This is a genomic window from Parapusillimonas granuli (assembly GCF_013416525.1).
GTDB classification, from domain to species: domain Bacteria; phylum Pseudomonadota; class Gammaproteobacteria; order Burkholderiales; family Burkholderiaceae_B; genus Parapusillimonas; species Parapusillimonas granuli.
Window position 1 is genome coordinate 21,737 of the sequence record NZ_JACCEM010000008.1, and the last position, 22,208, is coordinate 43,944.

Sequence of the window (22,208 nt, forward strand, 5' to 3'; positions counted from 1 at the left end):
CGACACGGCAACAGCAGCATATGGAAGCGGCCATCGATCGCCACGCACTCATCGTCAGGGGCGCATCCTGCCGTTTCGGTTCCTTGCGGGTCCTGGACGGGCTCGACCTGCCCCCTCTGCGGCCCGGGCAGGTCGTCGCCCTGCTGGGGCCGAACGGCAGCGGCAAGTCGACCCTGCTCAAATCACTGGCCGGCCTCGTGCCGGCGCGCTTCCAGGCGCTTTCCTTCGGAGCCTGCGACATGCTGTCCCAGCCGGCGCGCCAGCGCGCCGAGGTGCTGCGCTACCTGCCGCAGTCGCTGCCCGAAGCCGTTCACCTGACCGTCACCGAGGCCATGCTCGTGGCGCTGAACGTGCGCCGGCGCACCGATCGCGAACAGGCCATGCAGCGGGCCGTGGCGGTGCTGGACAGCCTGGGCATCGCCGCCCTGGCGCCCAAATACCTGGACGCCTTGTCGGGCGGCCAGAAACAGCTGGTAGGGCTGGCCCAGACACTGGCCGACCAGCCCGGCGCCCTGCTGCTGGACGAACCCCTGGCGTCGCTGGACCTGAACTACCAGCACCACGTCATGGCTCTGCTGGGCCGGCTGGCCCGTGAGCGGAACATGCTGATCATCATCGTGGTGCATGACCTGAACATGGCTTTGCGCTATGCCGACACCGCCCTGCTCTTGTACCAGGGCAAGCTGCTGGCGGCGGGGCCGCCGCCAGCCGTGGTCACGCCGGAGCACCTGGCCCATGCCTTCAAGGTGCAAGCCCATATCCAGACAGGCCACGCGGGCCAGTCCGGCGTTTTCGTCGACGGCCTCATCCAACTTTGAACCGACATCATGCCTCATATCCTCGGGCTTGCCGAACAGGCGATTTCACTGCCTGACACCGACATCCACTACACCCGGGCCGGCCACGGGAGCATATTGCTGCTCATCCATGGCTCGCTCTGCGATTATCGCTACTGGCGCTGGCAGATCCCGGCGCTGAGCCGCTCGCACACGGTGATCGCGCCCAGCCTGCGCGGCTACTGGCCGCGCGCGCTGCGGGGGGAGGATCCGGGCTTCGGCATTCAACGGCATGCCGACGACATGCTGCAGCTGCTGGAGCGCCTGCGGAACGGCGGGCGCGTGCATGTCCTGGGCCATTCGCGCGGCGCCCAGGTCGCGCTGGAAATGGCCCTGCGGGCGCCGCGCTCCATCGACGGGCTGATGCTCGCCGACCCGGGCTTCGCATTCGACGACGAGCCGCCGGTCCGGTCCTTCCGTTCGGACATCGCCGAGCTCCTGCGCAAAGGCGATACGGAAGCGGCCCTGGCCGGCTTCGTGGACGCCGTGAACGGCCCCGACACCTGGCGCAAAATGGTGGGCTGGTTCAAAACCATGGTGCACGACAACGCCTACACCCTGTTTTCGCAGTTGCGGGAAGAGAACCCCGGCATCCGCCGCAGCGACCTGCCGGGCCTGGATCGGCCCGTGCTGCTGATCGGAGGCGCGCACAGCCCCGAGCGCTACGTCAGCCGGCTGGACAGCCTGCAAGACGCCCTGCCCAGGGCCACGCGCGTGACGATACCGCTGGCGGCGCATGGAATGAACCTGGCCAATCCCAAGGCTTTCAACCAGGCGGTCGCCGATTTCCTGCGCGGCGTGGAAGGCGGCGCCCCCGACTGAGGGCGCCGCCGCGGCGGCTTAGTGGGCCTTGGTGTTGGCGGGTTTCACTTCGCATTCGGCGCTTGCCTTCTCGCCGTTGCCGAAGAGGAAATCCATGCCGACTTTGCTGCCTACCTCCGGCGCCTTGGCCGGCTTTTCAAGCATGGCGTGATAGCCGCCCGGCTTGAACAGCAGTTCGCCCCCGGCCGGAATCACGATTTCGGGAACTTCCGACATGCGGCTCATGCCGCCCTCGTGCGTGGTCTGGTGCAGCATGACCATACCGTAGGTGGCGGATGCCGCGCCCACGAGCTTGGCCTCTTTGGCGCCGCCGTTCTTGATCAGGAAGTATCCCGCGGAAGGCGCGGGCAGCGGAATGGCGCGTATCCAGCAGTTCGACACCGAGATGGTGTCAGACACTTTCGCGCCGGCGAATGCGGCGGCATTGTGTGCGACGTGCCCGTGCTCCGCCTTGGCGTGGCCGGCATGCGCCATCAGCAAGGGTTGCGCCGAATCGATGTTGCCCGCGGATGCCGACAGGGCCGTTGCCACGCCGGCCAGGACCAGCAAACCGTTCAGGATCGATTTTTTCATGATGTATTCCATTCAATTGTGTGTTTCTCGATAGGCTACGCGATGAAGGTCCGAAGCTCTTTGTTCGGGGTCAAGGTGCAGCGCAAGCTAATGGGGAGACTCAGACAACGAACGGAGGCGCCCGCGAGCCCAGCGGCGGGCCGGGCGTGCGCCGGCTGCCGGCTTCGCCGGCGGGCGCCGGCGGCGGCGCTTCGGACACCAGGTCCGGAAGCAGGAAGGCGGCCGCCGCGGGGGGCGGCGTGTAGGCATGGCCCACGGCCGAACCGAAGGCGCAGTCCAGGTCTTGCGGCTCGGCATGGCCGTGCTGCGTATCCAGGGCCAGGGTTTCGATGACGCTGCCGGACAGGCCCTTCACGCATAGCGTGACCGTAAGCGCCGGCGCGGCGTGGCCCGCGAACAGAAACACCGGCATGTAGCCCGCCGGCACCAGGGCGCGCAACAGGAAGGCCAGCAGCAAAGCCTTCAGGCCAATTTGCCGCCCGCCTGCCATCGACGCGTACCAGTATCTGTTCATCACAGCGCAAGTGTACTATGGCCCATACGAACAGAAGACAGGACAGGACGACATGAACCCATCCAAGACCAGCGACGCCCAGGCCGGCAAGATCTCCGTCGCCGAGTTCAATCGGCTGCTTGCGAGCCATCATCCCTTCGCTTCGGTGCTGGAAATCGAAACGCTCGAGATCGGGCCGGGCCAAGCGTTGCTGCGCCTGCCGGACCGCAGCTCCCACCAGCGCCTGGGCGGCATCGTCGCCGGCCCCATGCTGATGGGCCTGGCCGACGTCGCGCTGTACGCCGCCATCCTTGGCGCGACGGGCAACAGCGAAGCCGTCACCGCCAGCCTCAGCATGAATTTCCTGCGCAAGGCGCCGCCGGGCGGCATCCTGGCCCGGGCCACCATCCTCAAGACCGGCCGCCTCGCGGCGGGCGAAGTCCTGCTCGTTCCCGCCGCGGGCGGCGACCCGGTCGCGCAGGCCATCAGCACCTGGTCTCTGCCGCGGACGGCGGCGGCCTCGTAAACGCCTCCATCATAGGGCTCGCCGCTTCCGGCACAGCGCGGTCGCAGGTGTAAACCCTCATACCGGCGTCCGGCTTCGCCAATTTACAATATACCCATAATGTAAAATGTATTGCCATGGAAAACGGACGAAAGCAGCTCAAGCGCAGCCACGCCGAACGCAGCCAAATGATGCGACAGCGCCTCATTGAATCGACGATAGGCATCATCCAGAACCAAGGGTTCGAAGCGGCCACCTTCTTCGAAGTGGCCAAGTGCGCAGGCGTCACGCCGGGCGCCATACAGCACCACTTCAAGTCCAAGGGCGACCTGATGATGGAAGTGCTGAACCACCTGATCAAGGAAGGCCACCAGGCCGGCAAGCTATGGCCGTCCAGCGATCTGCCGCCGAACGAGCGGGCTCGGCTCCTCGTCGGCAACGCCTGGCAGCTGATCTACCGGCACCCGCGTTTCGTCGCCGCGTGGAGCACTTACCTGGGCTGCAAAGGCAAGCCCGAGCTGCTGGCGCATATCGCCCGGCAGCGGGCCGACCTCATGCGCGAACTCAGGCCCAGGTTCCTGGCCTCCTTTCCCGAATTGGCCGATGCGCCCGATGCCGACGGTTTCATCGGCCTGGTTTTTTCCGCACTCAGGGGCATGGGCCTGCTCCAGCTCTTCGATGCGGACGGCGCAGCCACCCAGCAGCAGCTCGAAAGCCTGGCAAAGCTGATCGCAAGCCGTTGCGCCATGGCATAAAACACTCCCCAACCGAGACCCACCATGAAACGACCGTATTTGACGACCTTGGCCGCCGCCGTGTTCCTCAGCACCGCCCTGATCGGGCCGGATGCGCGCGCCTACCCCGAAAAACCCATCACGGTCATTGCCCAGCAGCCGCCCGGCAGCGGCTCCGACGCGATGACGCGCATTTGGGCCGAATGCGTCGCCCAGAAGGTCGCGCAGCCGCTCGTGGTGCAGAACAAGCCCGGCGCCAATGGCATACTGGCCATCAATAACCTGAAGGGCCAGCCGGCGGACGGCTACACCGTCATGTCCATCGGCATGTCGCAAATGACGATTACGCCTTATGTGTACAAGAACATGCCCTATGACCCGGCCAAGGATTTCTCGGGCGTCACGGTGTTCGGCGCCACTCCGATGATCCTGACGGCAAGCGCCGATTCCGGCATCAAGAACCTGGACGACCTGGCGGCCCATGCCAAGGCGGCCGCCGGCGGCGTCAATTTCGGCTCGCCCGGCAAAGGCAGCCCCGCCCACTTGCTGACCACCGCCCTGGTCAGCAAAATAAAAGCGCCCGGCACCCACGTTCCCTTCGTGGGGGAAGGCGCGGGCGTCACCGCCCTGATCGGCAATCAGATCCAGATCATGACACTGGTGTCCGGCACGGCGCTCCCTCAGGTGAAGGCCGGCAAGCTGGTGCCGATCGCCCTTTTCGCCAGCCAGCGCTCGCCCGCCTTCCCCGATGTGCCCGCCATCACCGAACTGCTCGACGCGCAAGACCTGGCCCGCCCGGCCTGGATAGGCGTGGTGGCGAAGAAAGGCACGCCCATAGCGGCCATACGCAGCCTGAACGATGCCACACGCCAGTGCCTGAACGACCAGGGCTATACGAAACGCTTGCAGGCCATGAACGTGGAGCCCCTGGCCACCACCGGCGACGATCTGGAGGCCCGCGCGCAAGCCGACGTCCGGGTATGGCGCCCGTTGATCGACGCGCTCGGGCTGGCAAGCGAAAACTAAGTTGCGGCAAACCCTCGGCATGCCGGCGCGCGACGGCCTGGACGGCCCTGTCGTGGCCTTGCGCAACGGCGGGCTCATACAGGGCCGGCGCAGCCGGACCTTGCGCTGGTTCCTGGGCGTCCCTTATGCAAAGCCTGCGGCGGGCGCGGCCCGTTTCGACGCTCCGCAAGCGCTGGATCCCGATCCCGGCGATGAACCGTTCCATGCGCTCGAATTCGGCACCCTGCCCCTGCAAGCCGCGCGCGACCGCCTTGCCATGCTGGGCGGCCCCGACTGCCTGAACCTGAACATCTGGACTCCCGCGGACCCGCCCGCCGGCCGGTCGCTGCCGGTCATGGTGTGGATACCGGGCGGCGGCTTCATACGCTGCAACGCCAACGACGCCTTGTACGACGGCGGCAACTTCGCCCAGGGCGGCGCCGTGTTCGTTTCCGTCAACTACCGGGTCGGCGTCGACGGCTTCCTTCATCTGGCGGGCGCGCCCGCCAACAGAGGCCTGCTGGACATCGTATGCGCCTTGCGGTGGATACGCCGCAATATCGCGGACTTTGGCGGCGACCCCGAACGCATCACCTTGTTCGGGGAGTCCGCCGGGGCGGGCGCGATCGCCTGCCTGCTCGGCATGCCGTCCGCCGCCGGCCTGTTCCAGCGCGCCATCCTGCAAAGCCCCAGCACCGCCACCCACAGCCACGACGACGCAAGGACAGCTCGCCGAGCCATTGCAAGCTTGGCCGGCCATCCCGCCGACCCGGCGGCGTTCCTGGCAGCCCCCGCCGAAGCGCACGCCATGGCCCTGGCCAGGCTGGCCGGGGACTCCGAACTGCGGCGCACCTTCGGCTTCGGCGCCCATCAGCGCTTTCCTTTGAGGCCGGTGGTCGACGGCGATTGCCTGCCCGAGCCTCCCGCGCGCGCCCTGATGGGCAGCGAGCGCTTGCCCGCTTCGGTCCTGCTGGGCTCGAATGAGGAAGAAGCCCGCTTCTATATGGTGCCCAGCGGCGAAATCCGCAGCACCACGATGGACGACGTGCGGCGCTTCGTGCGCGATGCCGGCCTGGATCCGCAGGCCATCGACCGATGCGCCCGGCGCCTGTCCGCCGACAGGCGCACCCCGGGTGAGATTCTGTGCGCGCTGCAGTCCGAACATTTGTATCACGCCCCGGCGCGCGAGCTCGCCGCGGCGCTGGCCTCCAGGGGAGTCCAGGTACACGAGTATTCCTTCGCATGGAGATCCCCTCTTTTCGGCGGGGAGCTCGGGGCGGCGCACGGCGTGGAGCTGCCCTTCGTCTTCCTGAATCTGGACAACGACGGCGCAAAGGGCTTCATCGGCCCGCCACGGCAATCGTGGCGCGGCCTGGCCGGTGACATGCACGGCGCCTGGCTGGGCTTTGTCAAGTCGGGAGACCCCGGCTGGCCGCCGATCACGGCTTCGGGCTTCAGACGATTCGGCGCCTGACGGGACACGGCCAACTTCCAGGCACGACAGGCCCGGGGCATGCCGATTTGGACTCGGCAATGGCATAATCGCTGCAATGGCTCGCGCCGTCCGCGCCGCCCACCAGGAGACCCGCATGCAATACCGACGCCTTGGCGCCAGCAACCTGAAAGTATCCGCCCTGTGCCTGGGCTCCATGATGTTCGGCGACCAGACCGAATTCTCCGAGGCGCGGGACATCGTGGCGTCCGCCCAGGAACACGGCATCAACTTCATCGACACCGCCGACGTCTACACCAAGGGAAAGTCGGAGGAAATGGTCGGCAGGCTGCTGCAAGGCCGGCGCGACGACTGGGTCCTGGCGACCAAGCTGGGCAACGCCATGAGCATGCGGCCGAACGAATCGCACTATTCGCGCCACTGGATCACCCGTGAAGTCGACAACAGCCTGCGCCGCCTGGATACCGGGCACATCGACATCCTGTATCTGCACAGGGACTTCCACGACGAGAACCTGGACGAAGCCGTGCGCACGGTGGGCGACCTGATACGCGCCGGCAAGGTGCGCGCCTTCGCCCTGTCCAATTTCCGGGGCTGGCGCATCGCCGAAGTGGTGCGCCTGTGTGAAAAAGCCAATATGCCGGGCCCCATCGCCTGCCAGCCCTATTACAACCTGCTGAACCGCGGGCCCGAAGTCGAGATCCTGCCCGCCTGCGCCCATTACGGGCTGGGCGTGGTGCCTTACAGCCCCATCGCCCGCGGCGTCCTGACCGGCAAGTATACCCCCGGGCAGGCTCCCGCCCCCGAGACCCGCGCCGGCCGCGGCGACCGGCGCATGATGCAGACGGAGTTTCGCCGGGAGTCGCTGGAGATCGCCCAGAAGCTGCAGGCCCACTGCCAGGGGAAAGGCATCAAGCTCAATCATTTCGCCACGGCCTGGGTCCTGGCCAACCGCCATGTCAGCGCCGTCATCGCGGGGCCCCGCACGCTTGCCCAGCTGGAAGACTATTACCCCGCGCTCGACCTCGTCCTAGGCAAGGAAGACGAAGCGCTGGTCGATCAGCTGGTCGCGCCCGGGCATGCGTCCACGCATGGGTACAACGACCCCAGCTACCCTTTCTTCGGCCGCTGAGGCGCAGCGGCCGCCGCCCGCGGGGATACCGCCACGATGATGGACATCACAGACAGCATCTGGACGACCATCGTCCAGGAATTTTCCGACATCCCCGACGCCTCCGAGGCCACGCGCATGGTGCTGCGGCTGACCATGGCGGTTCTGCTGGGCGCCGCGATCGGCTTCGAGCGCGAATTGCGCGGCAAGGCGGCCGGGCTGCGCACCCACATGCTGGTATCCCTGGGCGCCGCCATTTTCGTCTTCGTGCCGCTGCAAAGCGGCATGCCGCTGGCGGACGCCAGCCGCGTGCTGCAGGGCGTGATCGCCGGCATCGGCTTCCTGGGCGCGGGGGCGATCATCAAGCTCGGCGAGGACGAGCAGGTCAAGGGCCTGACCACCGCCGCCAGCATCTGGGTCGCGGCCGCCATCGGCATCGCGGCCGGCATGGGCAAGGAAACCACGGCCGTGATCAGCACGCTGGCCGCCCTGTTCATCCTGGCCATCGTGCACCGGCTGGAAAACCGCGTGATACACGACCGCCCGGAACCGGGCCCCGAAGACAGCCGCGCAGCGAAGCGCAAGGCGGGCCCCGATACCCCGACGAAATGACGGACTGCCGCGCGGCGGCGGCCGGCGCCGGCCCTAAGGCGTGATGGTCTTGGGGAAGCCCGCCTCGTCCTTTTCCTCGGCGCCGTCGGTGCGCGAACTCTGGATTTCCTTGTTGGACTCCGGCTTTTCCTTGGCCGCGTCCCGGCCCGCGCCGGTCGTTTCTTTCTTTGCGCCGCCCGCGCTCGCGAAGGAGGCGCAGCCGGTGCTCTGGTCCGTGCCGACGTTCAGCAAAGGCAGGATGGCGGCGAAGGGCGTGGCGACCACGCCCAGCGCGACGGCCGCGCCCACGCGGGCGGCAAGAGGGCCTTTCTCGACCCCCACGTCAGGGTTCTTGAAGGTGCCCTTGGCGTAGAGCGGCGAGCGCAGCGTGAAGACGCGCACCGTCTTGTTTTGCGGCAGGATGCGCAAATCCAGGCTTTCCTCGGCCAGATTGATCCGGCCCTCGACGTCGACCACGGCGTCGTCGGTTTCCAGCCGGAAGACCCTGGCCCGCATCACGCCGTCCTTGACGGCGAAGTCGCTGGCCAGGCAGTCCATGATCACCTGCTCGTCGCCGAAGATCTGGACCATCACCATGTTGGCGACATTCAGGCCGGCGGCCTCCAGCAGGAAGCGGCTGATGGTGCCGCGGCTCGCCATCGCCTGCAATTCGCCGTTCGAGTTGCCCAGCAGTTCGGCCAGGGAAACGCCCTGCCCCTTCAGCTTGGCGTCGCCGAACAACTCGCCGAAGCTCGCGTCCATGCGTTCCGCGCCGGGGAACAGCTGCTTGAGCTTCAGATGCCGCGCCTGGGCCGACAGGTCCGCCTTGATGCGCTCGTCGCGGCCGTCCAGCACGAGCTCGTTGGCCAGCGTGCCGCCCGCGAAACCGAAGTTGAGCGGCTTCAAGGACAGCACGCCGTCCTCCAGCACCACATGAGCCTTGATATCGTCCAGCGGCAAGTCCTTGTCGCGCAGGATTTTCTCGCCTTCGAACTTCACGTCGGCATCCATGACCTTCCAGGCGTCGGTGTTCAACGGCTTGGCGGGCAACGCCTTGTCGGCGGGCTGCTTGAAGTCGGACTCCTTTTTCTCCCGCTTTTCCATGCCGCTGGTTTCGAGCCCGATGAGCGGGCCCAGGTCGCGCAGGCGCAGCAGGCTGGACTGGACTTCGCCCGTCAGCAGGGGCCGAGGCTTGCGCCGATGGTATTCAAGCGTGCCGCGCAAATCGCTTTTGCCCATCACGCCCTTGAATTCCTCGTAGCGCCAGACATCGTCCTCGCCTTCGAGCGTGGCGACCAGCCGACCTTCGGTTTCGTAAGGCGGTGTTTCGGGCAGCGCGACGCCCAGCAGGGGCAACAGATCGGCCATGGTGTCGCCGGCGAGGATCAGGCGCACGTCCAGGGCGGCCAGGGATTGAGGCCGGGTCACCGACCCTTCCAGGCCGATGGTGGTCGTCCCGACGCTGACCTTGCCCCGGAAAGGGAAAGGCTCGGCCCCGTCGCGCAAAGACAGCACGCCGCCCGACTTGCCTTCGCCGGTCAGCTCGGCCTGCCGATACCGGCCCTGCGCCTTCCATTCCAGGCCATAGCCGTCCGGGCCCGGCTGCGCAATGCTGTCCAGTTCCGTCCGGAAGTCCAGTTCCCGGGACGCGTCCACCACCTGCGCCCGGACGCTGGTGAGCGACAGGGACTGCAGATCGAACTTCCATTCGGACGGCGTCTTGGCTTCTTCCGTGGATGCGTTCAGCGCCCAGTTCACCGCTCCGTTTTCCTGGCGCTCCAGCAGCAGCGAGGCGTCCTCGATGTGCAGTTGGCTCAAGCGGAAGACCCGATGGAAAAGCGCGCCCGAATCGATGGTGGCGACCAGGCGCGACGCCTCGGCCATGGTCTTGCCTGCGCCCGCCCAGGCAGGGTTGCCGACCACGACCTGATTGGCGGTGACGCGCGGCCACGGCAGCCAGCGCGGCCCGTCGGCGTCCTGGGGCGGCCGGAGCCAATCGACGTCGAGATCGCCCCGAATTTGCACGGGGCGATGGATGGCGTCGGCCACGCGCTGGCTGACCCAGGGACGGGCGAAGTTCCAGTTGGCGCTCGCCAGCAGCGCCGCCGCAGCCACGACCGCGAGCAGCAGCCCGAACAGAGACCACAAGGTTATTTTGACGTAGCGTGGCATGATCGCTCCCGGTCCCCGCCGCAAAACTTGCGTAGGTCAACAATGTCAAGTCATTGTAGAAGGGCCGGGCGCGAAGCATGCAACCGGGGTAAACCAAACGCTACAAAACCCCTGGCCCTGCCGGCGCTGAAATACGGGCGGCGCAGGGCTTCAGAGCAGTTCCTTGCGCAGCTGCGCCGGGGTCTTGGGCGACAGCAGCCCGGGCGGCACGTCGAACACCGTGCGCGCGCCCGCCACGCCCTGCTGGTTCAGGCGATGGGCGGCGCGGGCATAGGCGACCAGCACGCTGGAAGTGAACTCGGGGTTGCTTTCCAGGGTGAGCGAATATTCCATCACCTGCTTGCTGCCGTTTCCGGTCGAGCCGCTGCGTATCACGAAGCCGCCGTGGGGCATGGCCCCGTGATCGCGCGCCAGCGCTTCGGCGGTGATGAACGTGACGGTCGTGTCGTAGTCGGCGAAGTAGTCCGGCATGGTCACGATGGCCTGTTCCACCTGCGCGGCATCGGCGCCCTCTTCCAGCACGACATAGCATTCGCGCGTGTGTTTCTCGCGCGTGCTGAGCTTGGGCGCCGCGCCGCTGCGCACGCGCGCCACCGCCTCGTCGACGGGCACCGTGTATTGCACCGCGCCCTTGACGCCGGGCACGCGCCGGATGGCGTCCGAGTGCCCCTGGCTGAGCCCCTTGCCCCAGAATGTGTAGCTTGCGCCCTCGGGCAGGATGGCTTCGCCGAACAGGCGGTTCAAGGAGAACAGGCCGGGATCCCAGCCCACGGAAATCAAGGCGACATTGCCCGCCGGCTCGGCGGACTGGTTGACGGCTTCGAAATATTCGGGAATCTTCGCATGCGTATCGAAGCTGTCCACCGTGTTGAACAAGGCGGCCAGCGCCGGCCCCTGCTCGGGCAGGTCGTTCTTGGACCCGCCGCAAAGAATGAGGACGTCGATCTCGCCCTGGAAGCGCGCGATGTCGTCCATGGCGTGCACCGCCACGGGGCCCAGCGTTTTCACGGCGCCGGGATCGCGCCGCGAGAACACCGCGACCAGTTCCATGTCGCTGCTTTGCGAAATCGCGGACTCGACGCCGCGCCCCAGGTTGCCGTATCCGGCGATGCCGATTTTGATTTTCCCAGACATTGCTGCCATTCCTTCTGTCATTATGAACATCGGAATTGTAGCGACCCCGGCTCGGTCAAGGGCGCATGGACCCCGTGTCGCGGTACCGGAGGTGCCAGGCGAAGGCCTCGCCGAGCAGCTGCGGCGTCTGCCCGCCCGCCTGGGCACAGGCGCGCTCGAAGTAGGCGCGCAGCTCGTCGCGGAAATCCGGGTGGCAGCAGCGCTCGATGATGAGCCGGGCGCGTTCGCGCGGGGCCAGGCCGCGCAGGTCCGCCAGGCCCCATTCCGTGGCGACCACGTCGACGTCGTGCTCGGTGTGGTCCACGTGCGTGGCCATGGGCACCACGCTGGAGACCGCGCCGCCCTTCGCCACCGACTTGCTCACGAAGATGGACAAATGCGCATTGCGGGCGAAGTCGCCCGAGCCGCCTATGCCGTTCATCATGTGGGTGCCGCCCACGTGGGTGGAATTCACGTTGCCGTAGAGGTCGAATTCCAGCGCGGTGTTGATGGCGATGAGGCCCAGCCGCCGCAGGATCTCGGGATGGTTGCTGATTTCCTGCGGGCGCAGAAGCAGCCGCGAACGATAGCGTTCGACGTCGTCCAGGAAGGCCTGGTGCCGGCGCTCGGACAGCGTGATGGAAGAAGCCGAGGCGAAGGTCAGCTGGCCGGAATCCAGCAAGTCGAAGGCGCTGTCCTGCAGCACCTCGGAATACATGGTCATGCCGCTGAAGGGCGATCCCACCAGGCCGTGCAGCACCGCGTTGGCGATGGTGCCGATGCCGGCCTGCAAGGGCAGCAGCGAGGGCTCGAGGCGCCCCGCGTCGACTTCGCCCTGCAGGAAGCCCACCACATGCCGGGCGATCGACTGCGTCTCGGCGTCGGGCGGCAGGATGGTGGAGGGGCTGTCCGGGCTGTCGGTCAGCACGATGGCGGCGATGCGCGCGGGGTCGACTTCAATGGCGCGCGTGCCGATGCGCTGGCCGCAATGCGTCAGCGGAATCGGTCGGCGGCCGGGGCGCGGACCAGGCACGTAGATGTCGTGCAGGTCTTCCAGCGCCGCCGGCATGCTGAGGTTCAACTCGATGATCACCCGCCTGGCCTGCTGCGCGAAATTGGCCGAATTGCCCACGGAGGTGCTGGGCACGATGCCGCCGTCTTCGGTGATCGCGACCGCCTCGATCACCGCGATGTCGATCGCGTCGAGATTGCCGGCGCGCAGCTGTTCGGCCGTTTCGGACAAGTGCTGGTCGATGAACATGACCTCGCCGGCATTGATCTTGCGGCGCAGCGTCGCATCGCCCTGGAAGGGCATGCGGCGCGCCAGCAGCCCGGCCTCGGCCATCACGCCGTCGCTGTCGTTGCCCAGCGAGGCGCCCGTGATCAAGGTGATGGAAAGGCCGTCGCGCCTGGCGCGCTCGGCCAGCGCGGCCGGCATAGCCTTGCAATCGCCGGCTTTCGTGAAGCCGCTCATCCCGACCACCATGCCGTCGCGGAACAATTCCGCCGCCTCTTGGGCGGACATGAGTCTTTTTTCCAGGCCCGGAAAACGAATTCGCTTGGTATGCATGTTGTCTCTCGAATTACAAATTGAATTTGCCGTCACACGGCAGCAGAGATTAACATTCACATAATGAATTTAATTTACCTATTCCAGTCGTTTTATTCATGAGTTAGCCGGCATGGACGTCCGCTCCCTTCGCTACTTCATCGAGACGGTCAGGCAGCAAAGCCTTACCGCTGCGGCGCGCAAGCTGGACGTCACGCAATCCACCATCAGCAAGATGATCCGCCAGCTGGAAGACGAGGTCGGCGAGCCGCTGCTCATCCGCGCGTCGCGGCCGCTGGTGCTGACCGATGCCGGCAAGGTGGTGTACGAGCGCGGGCAAGACGTGATCGCGGCCATGCACCGCCTGGCCCTGGAATTGCGCGAGACCCAGGCGCTGAACCAGGGCACGCTCGAACTGGGCATGCCGCCCATGATCAATCTGCTGTTCACCCAGGTGCTGAAGGCCTTCCGCTCGCAATACCCCGGGATCCGGCTCGTGCTGCACGAGGACACCGGCCGCGAGATCGAACGCCGCGTGGCGCGCGGCGAGCTGGAGATCGGCATGAGCGTGCTGCCGCTGGACCCGGCGCCCGACCTCGAAAGCGCGGAAGTGGCCCGGCACGCCGTCTGGGCGCTGGGCGAACCGGGTTCGTTCAAGCCGTCCGGCAAGGGCTTGCGGCTCGACGCCCTGCGCGGCCGGCCGCTCGTACTGCTGGACGACGACTTCGCCATGACGCGCGCATTGCGCAGGGCTTTCCTGCAGGCGGGCTTCGAGCCGCTGGTGGCGGCGCAAAGCAGCCAATGGGACTGGACGGTGTCCATGGCGCGCGCCGGCATGGGGCTGGCGCTGCTGCCCGAGCCCTTCGTACAGCGCATCAATCGGGAAGGCCTGGTGCTGGCGCCCATCGTCGAGCCCGAAGTCCATTGGCCGGTAGCGCTGCTGTGGAACGCGCGCTATCTGTCGCACGCCGCCCAGGCCTGGCTGGAGGTCTCCCGGCGGGTGCTGGGCATCCGATGGAGCGGCGACGAAAAAACCGGCGCATGATGCATGCGCCGGTTTCCGGAACGATGACCGCGGGGCGGCGGCTGCCGCCCGGGCCTCAGGCCGCCACGGTGGATTCGGCTTGGGCGGAGCTGTCTTCCTGGTCGGCCACCGAACTGCGGATCAGGTGATCGAACGCGCTCAAGGCCGCCTTCGCGCCGTCGCCGGCCGAGATGATGATCTGCTTGTACGGGGTCGTGGTGCAGTCGCCCGCCGCGAACACGCCGGGCAGCGACGTCTGCCCGCGCGCGTCGACCTCGATCTCGCCGTGGCGGGACAGGGCCACGGTGTCCTTCAGCCATTCCGTGTTGGGCACCAGGCCGATCTGCACGAACACGCCTTCGAGCTCGACCTTGACGAGTTCGCCCGTGTTGCGGTCCTTGTACGTCAGGCCGTTGACCTTCTTGCCGTCGCCGTGGATCTCGGTGGTCTGCGCCGACATGATGATGGTCACGTTGGGCAGGCTCTTCAGCTTGCGCTGCAGGACCGCGTCGGCGCGCAGGACGTCGCTGAATTCGATGAGCGTCACGTGCTGCACCACGCCGGCCAGGTCGATCGCGGCTTCCACGCCGGAATTGCCGCCGCCTATCACGGCTACGCGCTTGCCCTTGAACAGCGGGCCGTCGCAGTGCGGGCAATAGGCGACGCCGTTGTTGCGGTATTCGCGTTCGCCGGGCACGTTGACTTCGCGCCAGCGGGCGCCCGTCGCCAGGATGACGGTCTTGCCTTTCAGCACGCCGCCGTCGGCCAGCTGGACCTCGACCAGCTTGCCGCCGGCGACCAGCCGGCTTGCCCGCTGCAGATTCATGATGTCGACGTCGTACGCGCGGACATGCTCCTCGAGCGCGGCGGCGAACTTGGGCCCTTCGGTTTCCTTCACGGAAATGAAGTTTTCGATCGCCATGGTGTCGAGCACCTGGCCGCCGAAGCGCTCGGCCACGACGCCGGTGCGGATGCCCTTGCGCGCCGCATAGACGGCCGCCGCGGCGCCCGCCGGGCCGCCGCCGACGATGAGCACGTCGTAGGGCGCGCGCGCGCTGAGCTCGTCGGCCTTGCGGGCCGCCGCGCCGGTATCCAGCTTGGCGAGGATTTCTTCGACGCTGGACCTGCCCTGGCCGAAGACTTCGCCGTTGAGGTACATGGTGGGCACCGACATGATCTGGCGGGCCTCGACCTCGCCCTGGTAGAGCGCGCCGTCGATCGCCACGTGGCGGATGCGCGGATTGATGATGGACATCACGTTCAGCGCCTGCACGACGTCGGGGCAGTTCTGGCAGGACAGGGAGAAATACGTTTCAAACTCGTAGTCGCCATCGAGATTGCGGATCTGTTCGATGACGGCTGCGTCCAGCTTGATGGGGTGGCCGCCCACCTGCAGCAGGGCCAGCACCAGCGAGGTGAATTCGTGGCCCATGGGGATGCCGGCGAAGGTCACGCTGATGTCGGTGCCCACGCGGGCGATGCTGAATGAAGGCTTGCGCTGGCTGCCGTCGCCGCGTTCGACGAGCGAAATCTTGTCCGACATCAGCTCGATTTCCTGCAGCAGCTCGCGCAGTTCGCGCGATTTGGCGCCGTCGTCCAGGTAAGCGGTGATTTCGATCGGCTGGGAGATCATTCCCATGTAGGATTTCAGCTGAGTTTTGAGATTTGCGTCTAACATGGCGTATCCACCTTCATGACAAGAGGGCTTGGGGAGCCGCGCAAGCGCTCTTGGCCCTTGCGCGGCGATGGTATGGGCCGGCTGCCTATCGCAAGCCGCGCCGCTTAGATCTTGCCGACCAGGTCAAGCGAAGGAGTCAGCGTCTTGCCGCCTTCTTCCCACTTGGCGGGGCAGACTTCGCCCGGGTGCGAGGCAATGTACTGGGCTGCCTTCACTTTGCGGAGCAATTCGGAAGCAACGCGGCCGATGCCGTTGTCATGCACTTCCATGACCTTGATTTCGCCTTCGGGATTGACGACGAAGGTACCGCGCAGGGCGATGCCTTCTTCTTCGATCAGCACTTCGAAGTTGCGGGACAGCGTTTGCGTGGGGTCGCCGATCATGGGATAGTTGACCTTGCCGATGGCTTCGGACGTGTCGTGCCAAGCCTTGTGGGCAAAGTGGGTGTCGGTGGAAACGCTGTAGATTTCGACGCCCAGCTTCTGGAATTCAGGGTACTGCTCGGCCAGGTCTTCCAGTTCGGTGGGGCAGACGAAGGTGAAATCGGCGGGGTAGAAAACGAAGACCGACCACTTTCCCGCGATGGATTCATCGCTGACTTCAACAAACTTGCCGTTGTGGTAGGCGGTTGCTTTGAACGGTTTGATTTTGGTGTTGATCAGAGACATAGCGTTTTCCTCTAGTTGGTGAAAAAAGTTCGTGGTTTTCCCGAACACAGAAGCAGTATAGGCCGCCGCTATTGATTTGTAAAATTGATTAATATTATTGATCAGATAGGCAAAAGCTATTCTGCTCGGCAGCCCCGCCGCTCATGCTATAGATAGGCGGGCACGACGGGCAGAATGAGGCCCATGCCCATCAGGAACAATACGGCGAAAGCGATGCGCCGCATCACGGCGGCGGTGAATGGCGGCGGGTAGCGCCTGCCCGCCCAGGTGGCGGCCGCCGCCACCGGCAGGCAGACGGCGCTGAGCGCCCATATGTCGGCATCCAGCTGCCCCTGGGCGCCCACGAACAGCGTGCGCGCCCCCGCCACCACCGCGTTGACCAGGATTAGAAAGCTGCGGATGCGCACGAGTTCCATGGGCTGCCGGTAGAACTGGAAAATGAGCGGCGGGCCCGGGATGCCGAACATGCCCCCGATGAATCCGCCGAAAAACCCATAGGCCGCGAAGCCCGCCAGGCCCGACACGCGCTCGAGCACGCGGGGGCGCAGCGCGAAGCTGACCCCGCCATACACGATCACCAGCCCCAGCAGGATCTGCACGGCGTCGGCCGCGGTGCTGCTCAGGTAGTCCAGCGCCAGCACGCCCAGCACGCTGGCCGGCACGATGCCGGCGATCATCGCCGCCGCGATCCGCCAATCGATATGGTGCAGGTGGCCGCGCAGGGCGAGCGCGCTGTTCACCAGAGTCATCAGGCTGATGACGGAGGCGAGCGCCGCCACCGAGGCGACGCCCATGCCGCCCGCCAGGCCCATGATGATCATGGCCAGGCCAAAGCCGGTGACCGTGTGGAAATACACGGCCACCAGGACGATCGCTACGAAGGAAGCCAGCAAAAAACCGTCTGGAAGCATGCACCGCCTTGCTATCGAACCGGGATCAGGCCCAAGGAGAACCAGGGTACGAAAGCGATCAGCATCCAGGCCACGAGCAGGCCGGCGAGGTAGATCAGCACCGACGGAACGATGCGCATGTACGGTATGCCGGTGACGCCGCTGGCCACGAACAGATTCAGGCCGAAAGGCGGCGTGATGAAGCCGATGGCGGCGCCCACCAGGAAGATCACCGAGAAATGCACGGGATCCACCCCCACGCTCACCGCGATCGGCGCCAGGATGGGCGCGAAGATCACCGTGATCGGCAGGCTTTCCAGGATGCAGCCCGCGGCGAACACGATGGCCATGCACGCCAGCAGAACCACCACCTTGCCGTCGCCGAACCAGGCGATGAACGCCGACACCGTTTCAGCCGCTCCCAGCAGCCCGAATACCTGCTGCATGACGATGGAGATCGCAATCATCGGCGCCAGCATACCCGTCAATTGGCCGGAGCGCAGCAGAATATCGGGCAATTCGCGCCATTTGATCTCGCGCGTGACGAACACGCCCGCGACCAGGCAGAAGCCGACGGTGATCGCCGCCGCTTCCGTCGGCGAGAACACGCCCGAGTAGATGCCGTAGATGACGATGAAGATGGCGAAGAAGCCCAGGTAGGCGCGCCGCGCCGTCGTCAGCACATTGCGCATGTCCAGCGGGGAGATCGTGCCCATGTTCTCTTTCCTGCAGCGCCACCAGCACATGGCGAGCATGGACAGCACCATGAGCACGCCCGGCAGTATGCCGGCGATGAACAGGTCGGAAATCGACAGGTTCATGATGAAGCCGTAGACGATGAAAATGATGGACGGCGGAATGATGATGCCCACCGTGCCGCCCGCGGCCGCCGTCGCCGCGGCGAAATGGCTGCGGTAGCCGTCCTTCACGAGCAGCGGATGCATGATGCCGCCGATGGTGGCGGTGGTGGCCGCATTCGACCCGGAGATCGCCGCGAACAGGCCGCAGGAGCCTATGGTCGCCAGGCCCAGCCCGCCATGCAGCCAGCTCAGGCAGGCATGCGCGAAATTCGCCAGCCGGCGGGCGATGCCGGCCGCGGCGATGAGGTCGCCGGTCAGGATGAACAGCGGCAAGGCCAGCAGGCCGAAGAAGTTGAGCCCTTCGAACAGGGTGACGCCGACGTTGGCCAGGGTGAAGTCGATGGCCATCGACGCGCCCACCACCCAGAACCCGATGACGAGAAAAATCGGGACGCCGAGCACGAACAGCACCAGTACGCCGGCCGTGATCAACCAAAGCAACATTCCGGTATCCATGAGGCTTCCCTTATACGTTTTCGGCGCCGACGCTCTGGATGGCGACGATGAACGGTTGTTTGTTCTTGTACCTGCGGGCGTCCGCAAGCAGGTTCTGCACGGCCCGGAACATGAGCAGCACCCATGCGACCGGCGTTGCGCAATAGAACCACCACTGCATCAGGTTGTCGGTGCCCTGCACGATGGAAAAATTCTGATAGGCCAGCATGGTCTGCTCCAGCGTGAAATACACCACCAGGCCGCCGAAGACGAGCCACAGGACGGCATCGAGCCACATGCAGGCGTACTGCGCACCGTAGGACATGCGCATGCGGACCTCGTTGAAGCACAGATGCGAGCGCCGGCGCACGTTGTACGAGCAACCGATCCAGGTGACCCACAGGAAAAGGTAGATGGGCACCGAGCCGCTCCATGGGATCTGGGTGCTGAAGACGTAGCGCTGGATCACGGCGAAGACGATGATCAGCGACATGGTTGAATAAGCGACCAGTATGAACGCGCGCTCGATATTGCGATCCAGCCAGCGCAAGGCTGTAGACACGAACCCCATTCCCGTCTCCTTCGTTTGAAAAAAGCCGGGGCATGGGCGGGCCATCGCCCATGCCGCCGGCCATTGCCGCGATCAGGCCGATTGCCACCAGCGGCGGGGCTTGACGCTGTCCACGGGCGCATCCTTGGGGATCTCGCGCGCGATGGTGTAGATTTCCTTGTAGGTGTCGGCGCCGCCCTGCATCTTGTTCAGCCGTTCGCGCCATTCCTCCCAGGGCTTGGGGTTGAATTCCGGCGAGCACGCCTGTTCGGCCTTCCGGATCTCATCGTCGGACAACAGCGCGACCCTGACCTTGTTCTTGCCGAACAGGGTATCGGGGCCGGGATTCGGGACGGCGCCCACTTTCTCGACCAGTGCGCGCTCGTTCTCGCGCTGGGTGTACTGCTGCGCGGCAAAGGCGGTTTCCAGCACGACATCCTGCAGTTTGGCGGGCAGCTTCTCGAATGCCTTGTTGTTCATCGCCGTATGCTCGGTGCCGCAGAAGAACTTGAGATCCACCGCCTGCGACAGCACGGGCGACAAGCCCCCATAGCCGGCCGCGCCCATCCAGGTCTCCGCGCCGTCGATCAGGCCGGACTTGAGCCCGTCGACGGTCTCTTCCCATGCCAGCGGCACGGGGCCCAGCTCCATCAGCTGCATGGCGATGCGCCCCAGCTGGGTGCCGGTCACGCGGTTCTTGGTTCCGGCCAGCTCGGACACCTTGGTGACCGTGGGCCTGTCCTTGAACTTGGCGCCCATCATCAGGCCGCGCAGCTCGCAGTGCGTGAACAGGAATTGCACGTTGTGCAGGCGGCGCAGAGGCTCGCGCAGCAGCGCCTCGCTCTTGGGATGGTAGAAGAAATGATGCTGGGCGGCCCGGCTCGGGAACATATAGGCGAAGTCGAGCACGTTGTAATAAGGCGCGGCCCCGGCGGAATTCTGGGTGCTGGCGGTGAAGAGATCCACGATGCCCTGCTGCGTCTTCTTGATGCAGTCGAGCTGGTTGCAGATCTGGTTGCTGCCGATGAAGTCCACCTTGATGGCGCCGTCGCTGCGTTTCTCCAGTTCGCGCGCGAACCAGATCTGTCCCGACTCCTGGATCTTCAGGTTCTCTTCGTTGAATCCCGCGGCGCCGAACTTGAAATTGAACTGCGCTTTCCCATTGCGCGCCGCGGCGGTCTGCGCGGACGCGCGGCCCACGCCTTCCAGGGTCAGCGGCCCGGCGAAGCCCAGCGCGGCCAAGGTGGTGGACGTCAAGCCGTATCTGCCCGCGATGCGCAAAAAGCCGCGGCGGTCCAGAGGTGTTTTCGTTGCCATGTTTGTCTCCCGATGTGGAAAGGAAATCAGGCAGAATTGCCTGGCGCAGCGGCGGCCTTTATGTACGGCGCGGCACGGCTCGCGGCGCTCACTACGCTCCTACGGTGCTGCTCGATACTGCATTCACGCCGGCGTATGCCGGTCTTCTCGAATCATGTCCACGGCTTTTTCCGCCATCATCACCACCGGCGCGTTGGTGTTGCCGGAAACCAGCACGGGCATCGCCGAGGCGTCCACCACGCGCAGCCCGTCCACGCCCCGCACGCGCAGGCGCGCATCGACCACCGCCATGGGGTCGCTCGCCGGCCCCATGCGGCAGGTGCAGCTGGGATGGAAAATCGTGGCGCCGTTGTCGCGCGCGAACTCCAGCAGGGCATCGTCCGTGCCGAACTCCGGCCCCGGCTTGACTTCCCGCTTCACGTAGGGCGCCATCGCGTTCGACTGCGCGATGCTGCGCGCCGCCCGCACGCCCGCCACGGCCGTGCGGCGGTCCAGGTCCGTGGACAGGTAGTTGGGCTGCATTTCCGGGGGTTCGAGCGGGTTGCCGGAGCGGATGCGTATGTGCCCGCGCGATTCCGGCCGCAGTTGGCAGACGGAGAAGGTGAAGCCCGAATAGGGATGCACCTTGCCCCCCGCCATGTCGGCGGACAGCGTGGCGACGTGGAACTGGATGTCGGGCGTGGCCGATTCGCCGGGCAGGGCCCGCATGAAGCAGCCGCCCTGGTTGATGCCCACGGCCAGCGGCCCTTGCCGGCGGATCAGCCACTGCATGCCTATCATGGCCTGGCCGAACAGCGAATTCAGCGCATCGTTGGTCGTGATGGGCCGGGTGCATTCATAGCCCAGCCGGATCTGCAGATGGTCCTGAAGGTTTTCGCCCACGCCCGGCAAATCGGCCGCCACGGGAATGCCGCGCGCTTCCAGGAGATCGCGCGGGCCTATGCCGGACAGCTGCAGCAATTGCGGCGTATGGATGGCGCCCGCCGACAGCAGCACTTCGCCCCCGGGCGCAAGCAGCGCGCGGCTTTCAACCCCGTTGCGCAGGTATTTGACCCCGATGGCCCGCTTGCCTTCGAGCATCACGCCGCTTGCGTGGGAAAGGCTGTGCACCACCAGGTTGGGCCGGGCCCGGGCGGGCTTGAGATAAGCCGTCGCCGTGCTGCAGCGCCACCCGCGGTGGGTGGTCAATTGATAATAGCCGGCGCCTTCCTGGCTTGCGCCGTTGAAGTCGTCGGTCGCGGGCACGCCGATTTCCTGGGCGCCCTTCACAAAGGCGTCGATCAGTTCGTGGCGGCCCGGGATGTCGGACACTTTCAGAGGGCCGTCGCCGCCGTGGTAGGCGGAAGCGCCCCGCTCGTTGCCTTCGGACTTGATGAAGTAAGGCAGGACGTCCTGGTAGCTCCAGCCCGGGTTGCCCAGGGCGGCCCACCTGTCGTAGTCCTCTTTCTGGCCGCGCACGTAGATGAGGCCGTTGATGGCGCTCGAGCCGCCCAGCGTCTTGCCCCGGGGCCAATAGATGCGCCTGCCGTTCATGTTGGGATCGGGATCGGTGTACAGGCACCAGTTGTACTTGGCGCTCCACATCGTCTTGCCGTAGCCGATGGGCAGATGCAGCCACAGCGAGCGGTCGGCCGGCCCGGCTTCCAGCAACAGCACCCTGACGGAAGGATCCTCGCTCAAGCGCGCCGCCAATACGCAGCCCGCTGAACCGGCCCCCACTACGATGTAATCAAAGCCTGTCGCCATTTTTTAGCACCCGCTTGGCACGATTCATAAAATGGAACAAAATGTTCTATGTATCTTATAGACGAGCGCACAGCGCCACAAGA

At 65.8% G+C, this 22,208-nt stretch carries 21 protein-coding genes; 9 read left to right on the forward strand and 12 right to left on the reverse strand.

The features are described 5' to 3' along the window. Positions 1–20: 20 nt before the first annotated feature. Both H0A72_RS15110 and H0A72_RS15115 read left to right on the forward strand, forming a co-directional pair. Positions 21–818, forward strand: a complete 798-nt coding sequence (locus H0A72_RS15110; protein WP_180156803.1) for an ABC transporter ATP-binding protein — start codon at positions 21–23, stop codon at positions 816–818. A 9-nt stretch (positions 819–827) separates the two neighbouring features. Next, a complete protein-coding gene (locus H0A72_RS15115; RefSeq protein ID WP_180156805.1) occupies positions 828–1,658 on the forward strand; it encodes an alpha/beta fold hydrolase in 831 nt (276 codons plus the stop codon). Between the two features lie 18 nt (positions 1,659–1,676). Here H0A72_RS15115 and H0A72_RS15120 read toward each other — a convergent pair whose 3' ends face one another. After that, the gene (locus H0A72_RS15120) at positions 1,677–2,231 is read right to left on the reverse strand and encodes a copper chaperone PCu(A)C (RefSeq protein ID WP_180156807.1); all 555 of its coding nucleotides are present in this window, start codon (positions 2,229–2,231) and stop codon (positions 1,677–1,679) included. A 100-nt stretch (positions 2,232–2,331) separates the two neighbouring features. Beyond that, positions 2,332–2,745, reverse strand: coding sequence for a DUF2946 family protein (locus H0A72_RS15125; protein ID WP_180156809.1), 414 nt, complete (start codon positions 2,743–2,745; stop codon positions 2,332–2,334). A gap of 52 nt (positions 2,746–2,797) precedes the next feature. On the opposite strand from H0A72_RS15125, the gene H0A72_RS15130 reads away from it, so the two are divergent. From H0A72_RS15130 to H0A72_RS15155, 6 genes are all read left to right on the forward strand, one after another. Then, entirely contained in the window at positions 2,798–3,250 is a 453-nt protein-coding gene (locus H0A72_RS15130; protein WP_180156811.1) for a PaaI family thioesterase, read from the forward strand. A 116-nt stretch (positions 3,251–3,366) separates the two neighbouring features. Next, positions 3,367–3,984, forward strand: a complete 618-nt coding sequence (locus H0A72_RS15135; RefSeq protein ID WP_180156813.1) for a TetR/AcrR family transcriptional regulator — start codon at positions 3,367–3,369, stop codon at positions 3,982–3,984. 24 nt (positions 3,985–4,008) lie between these two features. Next, positions 4,009–4,989 carry a Bug family tripartite tricarboxylate transporter substrate binding protein gene (locus H0A72_RS15140; protein WP_180156815.1) on the forward strand — a complete coding sequence of 327 codons (981 nt, stop codon included), beginning with the start codon at positions 4,009–4,011 and terminating at the stop codon, positions 4,987–4,989. A 1-nt stretch (position 4,990) separates the two neighbouring features. Continuing rightward, positions 4,991–6,442 (forward strand): carboxylesterase/lipase family protein, encoded by a 1,452-nt coding sequence (locus H0A72_RS15145; protein WP_180156817.1) that lies wholly within the window; start codon positions 4,991–4,993, stop codon positions 6,440–6,442. A 115-nt stretch (positions 6,443–6,557) separates the two neighbouring features. After that, the gene (locus H0A72_RS15150; RefSeq protein WP_180156819.1) at positions 6,558–7,553 is read left to right on the forward strand and encodes an aldo/keto reductase; all 996 of its coding nucleotides are present in this window, start codon (positions 6,558–6,560) and stop codon (positions 7,551–7,553) included. Between the two features lie 36 nt (positions 7,554–7,589). Continuing rightward, on the forward strand, positions 7,590–8,144 hold the full coding sequence (locus H0A72_RS15155; RefSeq protein WP_180156821.1) for an MgtC/SapB family protein: 555 nt from the start codon (positions 7,590–7,592) through the stop codon (positions 8,142–8,144). A gap of 33 nt (positions 8,145–8,177) precedes the next feature. Here H0A72_RS15155 and H0A72_RS15160 read toward each other — a convergent pair whose 3' ends face one another. From H0A72_RS15160 to scpC, 3 genes are all read right to left on the reverse strand, one after another. Continuing rightward, on the reverse strand, positions 8,178–10,295 hold the full coding sequence (locus H0A72_RS15160) for an AsmA family protein (protein ID WP_180156823.1): 2,118 nt from the start codon (positions 10,293–10,295) through the stop codon (positions 8,178–8,180). A gap of 150 nt (positions 10,296–10,445) precedes the next feature. Continuing rightward, on the reverse strand, positions 10,446–11,429 hold the full coding sequence (locus tag H0A72_RS15165) for a diaminopimelate dehydrogenase (RefSeq protein WP_180156825.1): 984 nt from the start codon (positions 11,427–11,429) through the stop codon (positions 10,446–10,448). A gap of 55 nt (positions 11,430–11,484) precedes the next feature. Further along, positions 11,485–12,978, reverse strand: a complete 1,494-nt coding sequence (scpC, locus tag H0A72_RS15170) for a succinyl-CoA:acetate CoA-transferase ScpC (protein ID WP_180156827.1) — start codon at positions 12,976–12,978, stop codon at positions 11,485–11,487. A gap of 112 nt (positions 12,979–13,090) precedes the next feature. Here scpC and H0A72_RS15175 point away from each other — a divergent pair, with 112 nt between their 5' ends. After that, a complete protein-coding gene (locus H0A72_RS15175; RefSeq protein WP_180156829.1) occupies positions 13,091–14,002 on the forward strand; it encodes a LysR family transcriptional regulator in 912 nt (303 codons plus the stop codon). A gap of 55 nt (positions 14,003–14,057) precedes the next feature. On the opposite strand, the gene ahpF is transcribed toward H0A72_RS15175, so the two are convergent. The 7 genes from ahpF to H0A72_RS15210 form a co-directional block, all read right to left on the reverse strand. Continuing rightward, positions 14,058–15,659 carry an alkyl hydroperoxide reductase subunit F gene (ahpF, locus tag H0A72_RS15180; RefSeq protein WP_180156831.1) on the reverse strand — a complete coding sequence of 534 codons (1,602 nt, stop codon included), beginning with the start codon at positions 15,657–15,659 and terminating at the stop codon, positions 14,058–14,060. 104 nt (positions 15,660–15,763) lie between these two features. Next, positions 15,764–16,327, reverse strand: a complete 564-nt coding sequence (ahpC, locus tag H0A72_RS15185) for an alkyl hydroperoxide reductase subunit C (RefSeq protein ID WP_180156833.1) — start codon at positions 16,325–16,327, stop codon at positions 15,764–15,766. 146 nt (positions 16,328–16,473) lie between these two features. Beyond that, positions 16,474–17,238: a TSUP family transporter gene (locus H0A72_RS15190; protein ID WP_180156835.1), complete on the reverse strand. Its 765-nt coding sequence runs from the start codon at positions 17,236–17,238 to the stop codon at positions 16,474–16,476. Positions 17,239–17,249: 11 nt separating this feature from the next. Then, positions 17,250–18,521 (reverse strand): TRAP transporter large permease, encoded by a 1,272-nt coding sequence (locus tag H0A72_RS15195; RefSeq protein ID WP_218953351.1) that lies wholly within the window; start codon positions 18,519–18,521, stop codon positions 17,250–17,252. Between the two features lie 22 nt (positions 18,522–18,543). After that, positions 18,544–19,083 carry a TRAP transporter small permease gene (locus H0A72_RS15200; protein WP_180156839.1) on the reverse strand — a complete coding sequence of 180 codons (540 nt, stop codon included), beginning with the start codon at positions 19,081–19,083 and terminating at the stop codon, positions 18,544–18,546. Between the two features lie 72 nt (positions 19,084–19,155). Continuing rightward, complete coding sequence (locus tag H0A72_RS15205; protein WP_180156841.1) at positions 19,156–20,379, reverse strand: TRAP transporter substrate-binding protein; 1,224 nt, start codon at positions 20,377–20,379, stop codon at positions 19,156–19,158. A 123-nt stretch (positions 20,380–20,502) separates the two neighbouring features. After that, on the reverse strand, positions 20,503–22,125 hold the full coding sequence (locus H0A72_RS15210) for a GMC family oxidoreductase (protein WP_180156843.1): 1,623 nt from the start codon (positions 22,123–22,125) through the stop codon (positions 20,503–20,505). Positions 22,126–22,208 lie beyond the last annotated feature (83 nt).